This is a genomic window from Nocardia terpenica, assembly GCF_013186535.1.
Taxonomy (GTDB): domain Bacteria; phylum Actinomycetota; class Actinomycetes; order Mycobacteriales; family Mycobacteriaceae; genus Nocardia; species Nocardia terpenica.
This window is the reverse complement of sequence record NZ_JABMCZ010000001.1, coordinates 897,695-912,412: the sequence shown is the minus strand read 5'-3', so window position 1 is coordinate 912,412 and position 14,718 is coordinate 897,695. Positions and strand designations below refer to the sequence as shown.

Here is a 14,718-nt window from a genome sequence, read left to right as displayed (position 1 = left end):
CTCACGCCTCCCCGTCGGCCTCGCCGCTGCCCCGGCGGCGGCGGGTGGACGGCTGCGCGAACACCAGGCTCACGTTGTGCCCGCCGAAGGCGAACGAATTCGACAGCGCCACATCCACCTTCGTGGCCAGCGCGGTGCCGCGCACGTGGTCGAGCTCGCATTTGGGGTCCGGGTCGTCGAGGTTCTTGGTGGGCGGCAGCTGCCCGCGCGACATCGCCAGCACCGTCGCCGCGGCCTCGATCGCGCCCGCGCCGCCCAGCAGATGACCGGTGACGCCCTTGGTGGAGCTCACCTTCGGCTGGTCGTCGCCGAACACCTCGCGGATGGCCTTGACCTCGGACAGGTCCCCGATGCGGGTGCCGGTGCCGTGCGCGTTCAGATAGCCCACCCGATCGGTGGACACGTCCGCGTTGCGCAGCGCGACGCGCATGCTCTGCGCCGCGCTGGACCCGTCCGGCCGCGGCATCACCAGGTGGTAGGCGTCGGTGGTGGCGCCCCAGCCGATGAGATCGGCGTAGCCGGAGCCACCGCGCGCGTCGGTGAGGTCGGCGCGCTCGACGACCAGGACGCCGCCGCCCTCGCCGAGCACGAAACCGTTGCGGTGCCGATCGAACGGGCGGCTCGCCTGGGTCGGATCGTCCCAGCCCGACGACAGGGCCCGCGCGTTGCGGAACCCGGCCAGGCCGGTCGGTCCCAGCGACGCCTCGGTGCCGCCGCAGACCACGACGTCGGCGTCGCCGCCGCGAATCAGCCGCAGCGCCTCCGCGATCGCGTGCGCGCTGGCCGCGCAGGCGGTGGAGATGGTGGCGCTGGGCCCGCGGATCCCGTACTTGATGGCGATGCGGGCCGCGGCCATGTTCGGCAGGAACCCGGCGAACAAATACGGGCTGACCGCGCCCGTCCCCCGCGCATGCTGCACGAGGGCCTGCTGTTCGAAGGTTTCCATGCCGCCCGCGCCGGTGGACACGATCACGGCCACGCGGTTCGGATCGACGTCCTCGCCGATCTTCACCCCCGCGTCCGCCAGCGCGTCGTCGGCGGCGGCCACCGCCATCACCGAAAACCGGTCGGCCACACCGGCGTCGGTGCGCGGCACCACCGAGAACGGATCGATGACCGGCGCGATCCCGGCGGCATCGACCAGACCCTCACCGATATGTCCCCGTGGTGGCCGCACCAGTCCGGAGCCCGGTTCGCACAGGACCGAGAAGAACTCGTCGATCGCGCGGCCGATCGGGGTCACCAGGCCGATGCCGGTGACGACCGCGCGCGGGACCGAATGCTGTGTCATTGATCCACTCCCCTCACTGTCGCGTCGTTCGCGCCGTCTACACCGAATCCGCGCCGGCCGGCGCGGCGGAGATGCGCTCGCTCACGATCGCGGCGAATTGATCGAGCGTGGCCCCGGCCAGTTCGCCCATTTCCTCGTCCTGGAATCGGACGCCGTATTCGTCCTGCAACCGGACGGCGAGCTCGGCGACGGCCAGCGATTCCAGATCCAGACCCTCCGGCCCGAGGATCGTCGCGCCGGTCACCTCGGAGGTGTCGTAATTCATCTCGCGCAGCGCCGTGATTACCGACTCGCGAATTTTCTCAATCATTCCGGCCTCCCTACGAGAGCAATGTCTTCGGCGCGAATCGGTGCTCGAGCGATTATGGCGCCGAATGTGATCAGTGTTGCCCGGACGGCGTGTCCGGGGCAATGCGTGCATTTATCGGATGGAATTACCTCAGTCGGGTACACGATCGGCCAGTTCCGCGGAGATACGCGCCCAGCTGTCCGCGCAACCGCGGGCCAGCTCGGCCATCACGCCGACGCAGTGATCGGGCGCCGACGCGATGACCTGGGCGCAGTCCTCCAGATCCACCGCGTGCAGATGCAGCCAGCGCAGCAGCTTGCGGCCCTCCTCGTTGAGCCGCAGCGACGGGTCCTTGCCCAGGGTCTGCAGCATCTGCGGGACGTCCACCGGCGGCGGTTCCTCCGTCGGCGGCACGGCCTCGCGGCGGGGCGCGGGCCGCCCGGCCGTGCGGCGCGGCAGCACCGGATCCTCCCCGCGGCGCAACCGATCTCGCACGTCGCGCACGGTCCCCGGGGAGATGCCGACCGCCTTGGCGACCTGCCGCAGCGATGCCTCCGGATGCGCGGTCAGCATCTCGGCCGCCAGCTGGCGGCTGGTCGCGGAGGCGAGCGGGCGGTAGCGGCCGTCGGCGCCCACCCGGCCGTGCAACTGCTCCGACTCCGCGGTTGCACACGTGCGCACGCCGCGCACGGTCCGGGCGGACAGGCCCGCGATCTTCGCGATCATCCGGTCCGACCAGGCCGGATGGGCCCCGATGATGCGCACCGCGGCGGCCCGGCGGTCGCTCAGCGACAGCGGCAGGCCGTGCCGGATATTGGTCTGCACGGCCAGCACGAACGCCGATTCGCGGGAGCCCTCGAAGAAGATCGCATCGATCTCCGTGCGGCCCTCGTGCACGGCGGCGCGGACCCGATGCACGCCGTCGATGACCCGCATCGTCGGCCGGTGCACGATGATCGGCGGTAGCTGATCACCGGCCTCGATCAGCCGCAGCACGTGCGCCTCGTCCGCGCCGCCCGAGCGTGGCGAGTCCGCGCCGACCAACTCCGCGATCGGCACCTTCTCCACCGCCCGCGCGCCGTCGACGGCATGCAGGTGGGTGACCGCCGAGCGGTCCGCCGACCGCCGCTGACCGATGTCCTGGGATGTGTCCAATTGTTCGCATTCGGCGACCATGTCGAAACCTCTCGCGAGTACGACCGAATGAAATATCCGAGATCGATGGACATCCGGCCGCAGCCGAGCCATCGCCCGCGCCCTTGCGAGTCGTCGGATCGTTCAATGATTTCGGAGTGGCTCCCCGGATACTCGCCCGCGCACCACTACGAGCCCCCGAGCATTATTCGATCCGTGCGGTGTGCGGAAAAGGAACCACCCCGATACGTTATTCGATAATTCCCTGCCCACGACGAGATATCGGCAGCCACGCGGGCCGCCGACCCGTCGACCTCACGACAATCAGTTGTTGTTCACCGTCGCGGTCCCCCTACCTTCTGCCAATCCTGATTCCAATTGATCCACATATCGCGCATGGACTGGTGCAGCGCAGTCACATTGCGACCGACCTGTTTGGCATAGAACCCGGCCGCGTCGCGCACCACGGTGCCGACGCCCTGGGTGAAATACGAGCCGCGCACGTGCGCCGGGCTGAAATGCTTGCCCCACAGGTGGATGAAGTGCATCGGCGGCAGCGTGAACGTGCCCGCCGGACACCGGTCGGCCGGGTCGAGGGTGCCCCACACCCGCGGCACCAGGCCGCTGCGGCCGAGCGCGTCGTAGATGCGCCCGCACGCCTCGTCGGATTTGATGTCCCCCGCGCGGTAGTCGGCCATCGCCGCGCACGCGGTGTCGAAAAGCTCGGCGAACTGCGGATTGTCGATGGCCTGCAGTCCCCGGTAGGGGGCGCGCTCCAGCGCCTCGAACGCCTCCGGCCGCTGCCGCCGCTCATAGGACAGCAGCGTCTGGATCTGCGAGGTCGCGCCGTACAGGGTGCCGATGGTCCACACCCGGTTCCAGGCGTTCCACAGCTCGAAATCGTCGAAGGCGGTGTAGGAGTTGAACACCAGCGCGTCGTAGTAGTCGAACATGCGCTTGGTCCAGGTCTGTAGGTAGTCGAACCGCTCCACCGCGTAGTCGTCGGCGCGCACGGCGTCGATGAGCCGGTGCGCGAGCGCGTTGAGCGCCATCACCGTCACCGCCAGCCCGCTCGAGAACAGCGGATCGATGAAGTCCGACGCGTGCGGCAGCATGCACCAGCGCGGCCCGACCACCTGGCGGGAGGCGAACTGGCTGCGGGTGCTCGCGATGTAGGGGCGCACGGCCTTCGCGTGCGCCAATTGCCGTGCGATGGTGGGGAATCGCTCGACGTGCGACCAGAACTCCTGCTCCGCGGTCATATCGTCGGGCCGCGGGTAGCGGTCGATGTCGAGGTTGATGCCCACGCTGCACAGCGGATTGGTGGATTCGACGTGGTTGTCGAACGGGATCACCCACATCCAGCCGCCCTCGAACAGGTGGTGCAGGGTGCCCTGCCCGAGCGGGCTCGGCATGCCGTGCTCGCGGCGCGGCGGGATCACCCGGTCGAAGGGCTGCACGCCGACGAAGTGGCTGTAGATCGCGCGCGAGCGGGTGCGATACGGCGGGTCGATGCGCAGGTCCAGCACGTCGGCCAGCACGCTGCGCATCCCGCCCGCGTCGACGACGAACGCGGCGCGGTAGGTCTCGCCGGAGCCGGTGTGCAGTTCGGCTCCGGCGGAATCGAATTCGACGCCGGTGATGGGCGTGTGGGTGCGCCCGGTCGCGCCGTAGGACAGGGCGACCGAGTACAGGTAGGCGTCCACGTCCTGCCGGAAGAAGTGCGAGTCCGGGCCCAGCGGCGGACCCCAGGTCGGGTACTGGGTGCACTCGCGGGCGCGGAAGGGTTCGCCCTCCCGGTGGTAGGCGAAGCTGAAGTTGCGCTTCACCCCGCACGCGCTGCTGACGTGGTGGCGCAGGTCGGTGTTGTTGGCGAGGTTGGCGATCTCGGGAACGTCGTAGCGGCGAGCCAGCACCCGCAGCCCGATGGTGGTCTCGGGGACCGTCGACTCGCCGATCGCGAAGCGCGGATGCCCGCCGCCCTCGACGATCAGCACACGCACCCCGTGGCGGGCGAGGATCGCCGCCAGCGCGGAGCCACCTACTCCCCCGCCGACGATCGCAACGTCATAGGTCTGTTTGTCTTCCGGCTGCATGCGCTCTCTCCTGACCCCTTGTGACAGCGTTCATTTCTCTTACGCTCGAACACCTCGCCGACCCTCACCCGATCGCGGCGCCCGGCGGGTAAGCCCGGGCCGAGACGCGGGCCAGATAGCGGTCCAGCACCCGCTCGGGGACGGACCCGGTCGGCAGGGCGGGCCCCGCGCCGCGTTCCCACGGCAGCCCAGCGGTGGTGCCCGCCACCGGTTCTCCGTGCACGATGCGCTCCGCCAGCCACGCTCCCGCGGCGGCGGTCAGCGCCAGCCCGTGCCCGCACCAGCCCCCGGCGATCAGCATCGCGTCGTCCGCGGCCACGGGGCCGACCACCGGCCAGTCGTCGCGGGTCATGGCGATCGGCCCCGACCAGGCGTGGCTGAGCGCGATCGGCGCGCCGGACCCGAGCCGCCGCAGCGCGGCCTCGAGCGCCCGGCGATCCAGCGGCCGGTCCCCGCGCACGCCGCGTCGCACCGCGCCCCCGCCGAGCACGATCCGGCGATCCGGGGTGAGCCGGAAATACGGTGCCAGCGTGCCGAATTCGAGGATCGGGCCGGACCGCAACCACGGCAGACCGGCCAGCGCGGAGTCGGGCAGCGGCGCGGTGGCCGCGGCCTGCACCCGCACCCCGAGCAGCCCGTGAGCACCGGCGAAGGCATTCAGCGCGAACACGACTCGATCGGCGGTCACCGCCCCCTCCGGCGTCTCGAGCCGGATCGGCGGGCCGGACCGCACCGCCCGCATCGGGCTGTGCTCGTACACGACCGCGCCGCCGCGCTCGGCCACCGCCGCCAGCCCGGTGGTGAGCGCCAGCGGATCCACGGTGAGCGCCGGGCCGTGCCGGACGCCGTAGTCGTATCCCGGCGGCAGCGTCTGCGCCGCGACCTCGCGCACCGGCAGGTCCAGGTCGAGCGCGCACCGGGTGTCGGCGGCCAGCTCGGTCGCCGTCGCGCCGGCGCCCACCAGCAGCTGGTCGCCTCTCGTTGCGGCGCAATCGATGTCGTACCGGTCGATCCGCTCGGCGACCCGCTGCACCGCCCGCACCGAGGCCAGGTATGCCGCGCGCGCCACCTCGTCGCCGTGGCGGCGGCGCACCCGGCGCAGCGGCGGCCCGACCCGCGGGCCCACCAGCCCGGTGCCCCGGCCGCTCGCGCCCGCCCCGATCCGCCCGGCCTCCAGCAGCACCGTCTCGTGCCCGGGGTCGAGTTCGGCCAGCGCCACCGCGACCGACAGCCCGGCCAGGCCGCCACCGACGATGGCGGTGGCACAGCGGCGTTCGCCGCGCAATGCGGGTCGGGGTGCCGCGGGGCAGGCCCGCCAGGGCGTCACGAATTCGCTTGTCATAGCGCCGCCATCGCCTGTTCGCGGGCCAGCCGGGCGCGCGCCCGAGTCAGCGCGGACTCCGCCGATTTCACGCTCACGCCCAACCGACCGGCGGCCTCCGCGGTGGACGAGCCGCCGAGGCGCTCGCACACCACCTGCCGCTGCCGATGCGGCAGCCGCGTCACCGCCTCCAGCATCGCCAGCGCCGCGCTGTGCGCCAGCACGATCTGCTCCGGCGCCGGGGCGTATCCCGGATCGCGCAGCCGATACAGCAGCCGGTCGGTGCGCTGCGCGCGCCGATGGAAGTCCACGCACAGCCGCAGCACGGTGACGGTGAGAAAGCCGCCCGCCCGGTCGGGGTCGAGCCGTGGATGCCCCACCGCCCGCAGAAACGCCTCGTGCACACAGTCTTCGGCGTCGGCCGCCGAGGGCAATCGCCGCCGGGCCAGTTCCACCAGCCGGGTGCGGTGGGCATACACCAGATGCCATCGCTCCCGGCTACCGTCTCGCTCCCGGGCGCGGCCCGGATCGTCGGTCACTGTCTTTCGCATAAACGCCACCACCGCGAGTACCGAAGGGTCGAATGCGGAACCGGTGTCAGTCGGCGGGTGACACCTGGTGTTGCCGGTGGCGGTGCCCCCCGCTCGCCCGGATGAGATCCACGGCCCGCTCCGCGATCATGATCGTGGGCGCATTGGTGTTGCCGCGCGGCACCCGCGGCATGACCGAGGCGTCCACCACCCGCAGCCCCTCGATGCCGCGCACCCGGAGTTCGGGGTCGACGACCGCGTCCGCGCCGACGCCCATGCGGCAGGTCGAGGTGGGATGGAACAGCGTCTCCGCCGACCGCGCCACGGCCCGGCCGATCTCGTCGTCGGTCCGCGCGTCCGCGCCCACCCAGTCCTCCCGGGCGAGGATGCCCGCCAGCGGGACGCACTGCGCCACCCGGCGCGCGATCCGCACGCCGCGCACCGCCGAGCGCAGGTCCGACGGCTCGGCGTAGTAGTTCGGATCGATCAGCGGCGGCTCGGCGGGGTCGGTGCTGCGCAACCGGATTCGGCCGGTGGACGCGACATCGATGAGCACCACGCCGATGCTCAGGCCGTGCTCGGTCGGCTGCTCGTGCCCGGCGATGAGCGCGGGCTGGAAGTTGAACTGGATGTCGGGCGGCGCGTCGGTCTCGTCGGTGCGGACGAAGCCCGCCGCCTCGCTCACATTCGATGTCCAGGGGCCGCGGCGGCGCAGGAAGTAGTTCAGTGCCTGCCGCGGGCTCTCCGCGCCCAGCAGGCTGCCGCCGCTGCGGGAGCGGAAACCGACCTGCACCATCGGATGGTCCTGTAGACCGATGCCGACGGGCAGATCCTGCCGCACCGCGATCCCCAGTTCGCGCAGATGATCGGCGGGCCCGATGCCCGAGAGCATCAGCAGTTGCGGCGAGTTCACCGTGCCGCCGCTGACGATCACCTCGTCGCCGTAACAGCTGTAGGTGACGCTGCGGTCCGCGACGCCACGTCGTTGCCGGACGAATTCGATTCCGACGCACCGGGTTCCGTCGAACAGCAGCCGGGTCACCAGCGCGTCCGTCAGCACGTCGAGATTGCCGCGGCCGCGGGCGGGGGCCAGGTACGCGCGCGCCGTGGAGCAGCGGGCGCCGTCGCGCTGCGTCACCTGGTACACCCCGAAGCCCCGCTGGGTGGCACCGTTGAAATCCGGGTTGCGGCCCAGCCCGGCCGCCGCGCCCGCGGCCACGAATGCCTCCGACCACGGGTGCGGGGACCGCGGATCGCAGACCCCGAGCGGTCCCCCGACGCCGTGCCACTCGTCGGCGCCGCGGCTGTTGTCCTCGCTGCGCCGGAAGTACGGCAGCACGTCGCGGTAGGACCAGCCCGCGTTGCCGTCGCGGGCCCAGCCGTCGAAATCGTCGGCGCTGCCGCGGATGTAGACCATCGCGTTGATCGAGGAACTGCCGCCGAGCACCCGACCGCGCGGCCAGTACATTTCCCTGTCGGCGCAAAGATGTTGCGGCACAGTGTGATACGCCCAATCGAAGCGGGTGTGCCAGGTCCGGGTGAAGGCCGCCGGGACCTGGATCTGCGGGTGCCGATCCGACGGACCGGCCTCCACCAGCAGGACCGATGCGTTCGGGTCCTCCGACAGCCGTCCGGCCAGTACGCATCCGGCGGATCCGGCGCCGACGATGATGTGCGAGTAATGCTTATCCGGTTGAGGGACAGCCATTTTCGTACCCCCGGTGTAGGTGGGAAACGACCATCCGGGATGGTACGCGGGATCGGTGAACACCTGAAGTCTCCAAATCCTTCGCGGGTGGCCGAATGTGTCACGCATGAACCGAGTGTGCGGGCATCGGGGCTCGCCGCGCGTAATCCCGGCGTAATCCCGTCTCGTTCGCAAGGAGAGTTGCCATGACACTTCCCGCACCGGTGGCCGCCGCGCTGGCCGCCCAACTCCGGGAACCGCACGGTCCGGCCGGGCCGCTGCTCGGTCCGGGCCTGGATCGAGGTAACCGGCGCGCCATCGTCGAGGGCGTCACCGCCCTGCGGCCCCGCCCGGGTGAGGTGGTCGCCGACCTGGGCTTCGGCGGCGGGCTCGGGCTCGCCCGGCTGCTGGCCGGGGTCGGCCCGGCCGGGCTGGTGCACGGCGTGGAGCGATCGGTTGCCATGCTCACCCTGGCGGCCCGCCGCTTCCGCCCGGCACTGACCGCGGGCACGCTCGCCCTGCACGGCGCCACGATCCTGCGGCTGCCGTTCCCCGACGCCAGCCTCGATGCCGCGCTCACCGTGCACACGCTCTACTTCCTCGACGATCCCGAACCGGCGTGCCTGGAGTGGGCGCGCGTGCTGCGCCCGCACGGGCGGCTGGTGCTGGTGTTCGGCGATCCGGTCGCGATGACGGAGTTGCCGTTCACCGCATACGGATTCCGGCTGCGGCCGGTCGCCACGATCGTCGACGCGGTGCGGGCGGCGGGCCTGCGCGTCACCACCCACCACCGCGCCGGGCACGGCGCGCACGAGTTCCACGTGCTGTGCGCGCGGCCGTGCAACAGCGGATAGTCCGCACTTGCACGCCCCGGCGCGCAATCGCACCCGTCGACACACCCGCCGACCTCGGTGTTCACTGACGACGAGAATGGAGGACGAGATGGCCGGAACCGACGTAACCGCATGCCCCGCAGCCACTCCCGAGCAGACCGCGGGCATCGAGCCCGAGCAGTTCCGGCGCGTGATGGGCTCGCTGCTCAGCGGCGTCTGCATCATCGGCTCGGCCGACGCGGCGGGCGCGCCGTGCGGGCTGACCTGCTCGGCGGTCTGCAGCGTCTCGCTCGAGCCGCCGCTGCTGCTGTTCTGCGTCAAGACCCCGAGCAGCACCCTGGACGCCATCCGCGCCCGCGGCGCCTTCGTGGTCTCGCTGCTCGACGTCGAAAGTCACGCCATCTCCGACCTTTTCGCCAAACCCGCGCCGGACAAGTTCGCGAGCGTGGCGTGGCGGGGCGCGGCGCACACCGGCCTGCCGCTGATCGATGCCGCGCTCGCGCACGCCGAGTGCGCGGTGCACGACATCGTCGAGGCCGGTGATCACGTCATCGTGCTGGGCCGGGTGCTGGCCGGGGACGCCGATCCCCGGCGCTTCCCGCTGGGCTACTGGCGCCGGGACTACATGCGCGTCCTGCGCCCCGTCGACTTCCTCGACGGCACCGACACCGAGGCCGACTGGATCGGCGAATTCTGAACCGGCACAAAGGGGTACACCGTGCGGACCGCATTCCTGTTCACCGGCCAGGGCTCACAGTACCCGCGGATGGCGCTGCCGCTGCGCGAACGGCACCCCGAATTCCGGGACCGGCTCGCGGACTGCGACCGGTTGTTCCGGGCGCACCTGGACCTCTCGGTCGCCGATCTGATGCTGCGCGACCGGGTGCGCACCGACGACGGCGCCGAGCACGACGCGGAAACCCTGCTGGCGCGGACCGCCTACCAGCAGCCCGCCCTGTTCGCCTTCGAATACGCCCTGGCGGGGCTGTGGATCGCGCACGGGGTGCGGCCCGATGCCGTGCTCGGCCACAGCATCGGCGAGATCGCGGCCGCCGCGGTGGCCGAATGCCTGTCGCTGCCCGACGCGGTGCGGCTGGTCGCCGCGCGCGGACGGCTCATGCAGGAGCTCGAGGAGCCCGGCGCGATGCTGGCGGTGGCGGCGGGCGTGGATCGGGTGCGGCCGGTGGTCGAGGAGCTCGAGCTCGCCGCCGTGCTGTCCTTCGCCGCGATCAACGCCCCGGACCGGTGCGTGCTCTCCGGTTCGCCCGACGCGGTGACCACCGCGGCCGCCGCGCTGCGGGAGCGGAAGATGCCCAGCACCCGGCTGAAGGTGTCGCACGCCTTCCACTCCCCGCTCATGGCCCCGGCCGCGCACGCGCTCGGCGCGATCATCGCCGAGTTGCGATTCACCGAGCCGCGCTGCGCGCTGATCTCCGCGCTGGACGGCGGCCAACCGGACGCGGCCGAGCTGTCGCGCCCGCAGCACTGGGTCCGGCACTGCCTGGAGCCGGTCGACTTCGCCGCCGCCGTGCGCACCGCCGCCGCCCGCGGCCCACTCCGGTTCGTGGAGATCGGGCCCTCGCACACGCTGTTGAAGTTCGGCCAGCGCTGCGCGCCCGACCCCGGTCATCTGTGGCTGCGCAGCGCGGCCCCCGGCGACGACGACTGCCGGACGTTCACCGCGGCGCTGGCGCGGGCGGCCGAGCCCGCCGACGTGTGCAACGACGCGCCTCGACAATCGCCGATCAGGGCGGGATCTTAAGTACCCCAACGATTTTCATACGAGGAGTTCTGGCGATGATCCGAGACACTGAGACCACCTTCGACGTCGCGATCATCGGGTCGGGCATGAGCGGCGCCGTGCTGGGCATGATCCTGGCGCGGCACGGCGTGCGCGTGCTGATGATCGAGGGCGGTGTCCACCCGCGGTTCGCGGTCGGCGAATCCACCATCCCGCACACCTCGCTGCTGAGCTGCATGCTCGCCGAGCGCTACGACGTGCCCGAACTCGAGACCATCGCCTACCCGGAGCGGATCCACCGCGAGGTGGCCTCCACCTCCGGGATCAAGCGCAGCTTCGGCTTCGCCTACCACCGCGCGGGCCAGATCTACGATCCCCGGGACAGTTTCGCGATCGGCACCAGCTCCAAGGACGAGAACCACCTGTTCCGCCAGGACGTCGACGCGTGGCTGTCGTATCAGGCGGTGCGCTACGGCGCGGTGCTGCGGCAGCAGACCCGGGTGCGCGACATCGAGATCGACGACTCCGGGGTCACCCTGCACACCCAGCACGCGGGCGGCGAGACCACGGTGCGCGCCCGATACCTGGTGGACGGCTCCGGTTTCCGGAGCGTGGTGGCCGAGAAGTACGGCCTGCGCGAGAATCCGCCGCGCTTCGCGCACCACTCCCGCTCGATGTTCACCCACATGGTCGACGTCGGCGTCTTCGACCCCGACTCCCCCATGTCGGTGCCGTGGAACCAGAGCACGCTGCATCACGTGTTCGAGGGCGGCTGGCTGTGGGTGATCCCGTTCGACAACCGGGAGGGCACCACCAACCCCCTGGTCAGCATCGGCCTGACCGTCGATCCGCGGGTGTACCCGAAGCCGGAGAACGTGCCCGCCGAGGTCGAGTTCCAGCAGTTCCTGGATCGATTCCCCAGTGTCGCACCGCAATTCGCACGCGCCAAGACGGTGCGGCCGTGGGTCAACACCGGCCGCCTGCAGTACTCGAGCAGCCGATCGGTCGGCCACCGGTGGTCGATGATGTCGCACGCCTCCGGCGCGCTGGACCCGCTGTTCTCCCGCGGCCTGATCAACACCCTGGAAGTGACCGCGGCACTGGTGGATCCGCTGCTGGAGGCGCTGCGCGAGGACGACTTCGCCGACGAGCGTTTCGAGCATCTGGAGGCCATGCACGGGCGGGTGCTCGGCTTCAACGACCGGCTCGTCGCCGGGGCCTTCACCGCCACCGCCGATTTCGATCTGTGGAACGCGTGGCTGCGGGTGTGGGCGCTGGCGACCGTGCCCACCGAGTTCCGGCTCATGACCGCGCTGGCCGCCTACACCACCACCCGCGATCCGCGGTATCTGTCCGGCGAGGTCGCCGATCCGGTGTTCTCCGACTTCGAGGACCCCGACTACCGCGCGTTCTTCACCCGCGCCGGTGACCTGCTCGACCGGTTCCGCGCGGGCGAGGCCGCCGCGGGCGAGACCGCGCACCGAATCCTCACCGTCGCAGACGAATACAAGTTCCCGATCCGGATGACGCGCGAGGGCCTGGAACGCTCCGGGCATCACATCCAGCTGGAGCTGACCGAGGCCAACCTGGCGGTCGCGCGCTCCGGATTCCGCTGGGCGCTCACCAATCCCGACTGCCGCGACATGTTCCTGAACCCGAAGACGTTCACCCGCTGGCACGCTCGCCGCCCCGATCCGCATCTCGCCTGACGATCGGTCCTTTCGGTTCCACCCTTGCGATCGCGGAGACGAGGAGAGCCATGGATTTCCGATTGCCCGACGGTGCCCGCGAGTGGCGTGAGATCGCCCGGCGCTTCGCCGACGAGGCGATCCGGCCGATGGCCGCCACCCTGGATGCCCAGCCGCGCCCGGAGGACGGCTGGTCGTGGGAGATCGTCGAGAAGGCCGACGCCTGCGGCATCCGGCAGGCCCCGGCGCCGGTGCGGCACGGCGGGCACGGCACCGACCATCTCACCAATATCACCATCCTCGAAGAGCTGGCCGCCGCCGATGCCGGGGCGGCGGCCGTCTTCGGGCAGCACTGGCGCTCGATCGAAATCATCCAGCAGCTGGGCACTCCCGAGCAGCGCGACGAGCTGCTGGGCCGCCTGGCGGCCAATCCGCGTGGCCTGCTGGCCATGTCGATCACCGAGCCGGAGGCCGGTTCGGACAATGTGCTGCCCTACAACGCGCCGGGCGCGGGCGTCGCCACCAGCGCCCGACCGGTGTACGGCGGCTATCGGATCAACGGCCGTAAATGCCTGGTGTTCAACGCCAATCGGGCCGATGTGCTGCTGTGCATCGCGCGGACCGACCCGTCCGGCCCGCTCGTCACGAGCGCCACCTGCTTCGCGGTCCCGGCCGAGACGCCGGGCGTGAGTTTCGGTGTGGTGCACGACATGCTGGGCCAGCGGCTGGCCAACAACGGCGAAATCGGTTACGACGACGTCTTCGTGCCGCAGGAGAACATTCTCGGACCGGTCAACGGCGTCTACGCCCAGCTGACCCGGCCGGTGCAGGCGAGCAACTGCTACACCGCGGCCTGCGCGCTGGGCGTCATGCGGGAGTGCTTCGACCGCACGCTCACCCGCGCCCGCACCCGCGTGCAGGGCGGGCGGCCGATCATCGAACATCAGTCCGTCGGTGCGTATCTGGCCGACATGTACACCGACATCGAGCTCACCCGCACCTATCTGTGGCGGGCGGCCTGGAACGCCGACCACGACCCGATGCCCGATCTGCAATTCACGGTGCTGCCCAAACTCGTTGCCGCCGAACGGAGTATCGCCGCCGCCCGGCGCGCGCTGGAGCTGTGGGGCGGCGCCGGTCTGGTGCGCGGCGGCGGCATCGAGAAGCTGTGGCGCGACTGCGCGGGCTGGCTGAGCGCGGCCGGGACACCGATCGTGCTGCGCCAGCGCATGGCCGACATCCTGCGCGCGCAGTGACGACGTGCGCCGCGCGCGCAGTAGTGGCGTATTCTGCTTGCGCAGAACGCTTTTCATGCGCTGATGTGCCCGGCCCCACCGTCGACGTAGAGCACCGAGGCGGTGGTGGCGGGCAACCAGTCCGACAGCACCGCGCACACCGACTTGGCCACCGCGGTCGGGTCCTCGACGTCCCAGCCCAGCGGCGCCCGCCGGTTCCACGCCTCGTTCAGCTCGTCGAGCTGGGCGCCCGCGCCCATGGCCGTCCCGGCGATCGCCTTGGCCGCCAGCGTCTTGATCGGCCCCGCCGCCACCAGATTCGAGCGAATGCCCTTGCCGCCCACCTCCCGCGCGACGTAGCGGTTCACCGCCTCCAGCGCGTTCTTGGCCACGCCCATCCAGTTGTAGAACGACACGGCGGTGCGCGGGTCGAAGTCCATGCCGACCACCGACCCGTTCGGGTTCAGCACCGGCAGCAGCGCCTGTACCAGCGCCGCATACGAGTACGCCGAAACCTCCAGCGCCACCGCGACATCCGACCACGGGGCGGCCAGGAACGGATTGCCCAGACAGCTCGGCGGCGCGAAGGCGATCGAATGCACCACCCCGTCCAGCCCCTGCGGCGCCAGCTCGCGCACCCGCTCGGCCAGCGTCGCCAGCTGCCCGGGGTCGCGCACGTCCAGCTCGATCGCGGGCGGCACCGGCTCCGGCAGCCGCCGCGCGATCAGATTCACCAGCCCCACCCGGCCGTACCCGGTGATCAGCACCCGCGCGCCCTGCTGCTGGGCGACGCGGGCCACATGAAAGGCGATCGAGGCATCGGTGATGATGCCCGTGACGAGGATGGTTTTATTCTCCAGCAGGCCACTCATT

13 protein-coding genes are annotated in these 14,718 nt (G+C 71.1%); 5 read left to right on the top strand and 8 right to left on the bottom strand.

Annotated features, from left to right (window positions below):
* Position 1: 1 nt before the first annotated feature.
* From HPY32_RS04070 to HPY32_RS04040, 7 genes are all read right to left on the bottom strand, one after another.
* Positions 2 to 1,291 carry a beta-ketoacyl-[acyl-carrier-protein] synthase family protein gene (locus HPY32_RS04070; protein WP_067583485.1) on the bottom strand — a complete coding sequence of 430 codons (1,290 nt, stop codon included), beginning with the start codon at positions 1,289 to 1,291 and terminating at the stop codon, positions 2 to 4.
* A gap of 37 nt (positions 1,292 to 1,328) precedes the next feature.
* A complete protein-coding gene (locus HPY32_RS04065; protein ID WP_067583482.1) occupies positions 1,329 to 1,601 on the bottom strand; it encodes an acyl carrier protein in 273 nt (90 codons plus the stop codon).
* Positions 1,602 to 1,730: 129 nt separating this feature from the next.
* Complete coding sequence (locus tag HPY32_RS04060) at positions 1,731 to 2,756, bottom strand: ParB/RepB/Spo0J family partition protein (RefSeq protein WP_082870980.1); 1,026 nt, start codon at positions 2,754 to 2,756, stop codon at positions 1,731 to 1,733.
* A 293-nt stretch (positions 2,757 to 3,049) separates the two neighbouring features.
* Complete coding sequence (locus HPY32_RS04055; protein WP_067583479.1) at positions 3,050 to 4,810, bottom strand: NAD(P)/FAD-dependent oxidoreductase; 1,761 nt, start codon at positions 4,808 to 4,810, stop codon at positions 3,050 to 3,052.
* 64 nt (positions 4,811 to 4,874) lie between these two features.
* Complete coding sequence (locus HPY32_RS04050) at positions 4,875 to 6,152, bottom strand: NAD(P)/FAD-dependent oxidoreductase (protein WP_082870979.1); 1,278 nt, start codon at positions 6,150 to 6,152, stop codon at positions 4,875 to 4,877.
* Entirely contained in the window at positions 6,149 to 6,682 is a 534-nt protein-coding gene (locus tag HPY32_RS04045; protein ID WP_082870978.1) for an RNA polymerase sigma factor, read from the bottom strand. The genes HPY32_RS04050 and HPY32_RS04045 overlap by 4 nt, the downstream gene beginning before the upstream one ends.
* A gap of 46 nt (positions 6,683 to 6,728) precedes the next feature.
* Positions 6,729 to 8,369, bottom strand: a complete 1,641-nt coding sequence (locus HPY32_RS04040; RefSeq protein ID WP_067585738.1) for a GMC family oxidoreductase — start codon at positions 8,367 to 8,369, stop codon at positions 6,729 to 6,731.
* 185 nt (positions 8,370 to 8,554) lie between these two features.
* On the opposite strand from HPY32_RS04040, the gene HPY32_RS04035 reads away from it, so the two are divergent.
* The 5 genes from HPY32_RS04035 (at position 8,555) to HPY32_RS04015 (ending at position 13,866) form a co-directional block, all read left to right on the top strand.
* Positions 8,555 to 9,202, top strand: a complete 648-nt coding sequence (locus HPY32_RS04035; RefSeq protein ID WP_067583473.1) for a methyltransferase domain-containing protein — start codon at positions 8,555 to 8,557, stop codon at positions 9,200 to 9,202.
* Between the two features lie 88 nt (positions 9,203 to 9,290).
* A complete protein-coding gene (locus tag HPY32_RS04030) occupies positions 9,291 to 9,878 on the top strand; it encodes a flavin reductase family protein (protein WP_067585736.1) in 588 nt (195 codons plus the stop codon).
* A 21-nt stretch (positions 9,879 to 9,899) separates the two neighbouring features.
* The gene (locus tag HPY32_RS04025; protein ID WP_067583470.1) at positions 9,900 to 10,943 is read left to right on the top strand and encodes an acyltransferase domain-containing protein; all 1,044 of its coding nucleotides are present in this window, start codon (positions 9,900 to 9,902) and stop codon (positions 10,941 to 10,943) included.
* A 35-nt stretch (positions 10,944 to 10,978) separates the two neighbouring features.
* Positions 10,979 to 12,631: an NAD(P)/FAD-dependent oxidoreductase gene (locus HPY32_RS04020; RefSeq protein ID WP_067583467.1), complete on the top strand. Its 1,653-nt coding sequence runs from the start codon at positions 10,979 to 10,981 to the stop codon at positions 12,629 to 12,631.
* A gap of 50 nt (positions 12,632 to 12,681) precedes the next feature.
* Positions 12,682 to 13,866: an acyl-CoA dehydrogenase family protein gene (locus HPY32_RS04015; protein ID WP_067583463.1), complete on the top strand. Its 1,185-nt coding sequence runs from the start codon at positions 12,682 to 12,684 to the stop codon at positions 13,864 to 13,866.
* A gap of 53 nt (positions 13,867 to 13,919) precedes the next feature.
* Here the strand turns inward: HPY32_RS04015 and inhA are convergent, their stop codons facing one another.
* On the bottom strand, positions 13,920 to 14,717 hold the full coding sequence (inhA, locus tag HPY32_RS04010) for an NADH-dependent enoyl-ACP reductase InhA (RefSeq protein ID WP_067583460.1): 798 nt from the start codon (positions 14,715 to 14,717) through the stop codon (positions 13,920 to 13,922).
* Position 14,718 lies beyond the last annotated feature (1 nt).

Excerpts from the sequence above, each read along its gene's own strand:
- HPY32_RS04070 (WP_067583485.1), bottom strand. The coding sequence starts at position 1,291 with ATGACACAGCATTCGGTCCCGCGCGCGGTCGTCACCGGCATCGGCCTG.
- HPY32_RS04065 (WP_067583482.1), bottom strand. The coding sequence starts at position 1,601 with ATGATTGAGAAAATTCGCGAGTCGGTAATCACGGCGCTGCGCGAGATG.
- HPY32_RS04060 (WP_082870980.1), bottom strand. The coding sequence starts at position 2,756 with ATGGTCGCCGAATGCGAACAATTGGACACATCCCAGGACATCGGTCAG.
- HPY32_RS04055 (WP_067583479.1), bottom strand. The coding sequence starts at position 4,810 with ATGCAGCCGGAAGACAAACAGACCTATGACGTTGCGATCGTCGGCGGG.
- HPY32_RS04050 (WP_082870979.1), bottom strand. The coding sequence starts at position 6,152 with ATGACAAGCGAATTCGTGACGCCCTGGCGGGCCTGCCCCGCGGCACCC.
- HPY32_RS04045 (WP_082870978.1), bottom strand. The coding sequence starts at position 6,682 with ATGCGAAAGACAGTGACCGACGATCCGGGCCGCGCCCGGGAGCGAGAC.
- HPY32_RS04040 (WP_067585738.1), bottom strand. The coding sequence starts at position 8,369 with ATGGCTGTCCCTCAACCGGATAAGCATTACTCGCACATCATCGTCGGC.
- HPY32_RS04035 (WP_067583473.1), top strand. The coding sequence starts at position 8,555 with ATGACACTTCCCGCACCGGTGGCCGCCGCGCTGGCCGCCCAACTCCGG.
- HPY32_RS04030 (WP_067585736.1), top strand. The coding sequence starts at position 9,291 with ATGGCCGGAACCGACGTAACCGCATGCCCCGCAGCCACTCCCGAGCAG.
- HPY32_RS04020 (WP_067583467.1), top strand. The coding sequence starts at position 10,979 with ATGATCCGAGACACTGAGACCACCTTCGACGTCGCGATCATCGGGTCG.
- HPY32_RS04015 (WP_067583463.1), top strand. The coding sequence starts at position 12,682 with ATGGATTTCCGATTGCCCGACGGTGCCCGCGAGTGGCGTGAGATCGCC.
- inhA (WP_067583460.1), bottom strand. The coding sequence starts at position 14,717 with ATGAGTGGCCTGCTGGAGAATAAAACCATCCTCGTCACGGGCATCATC.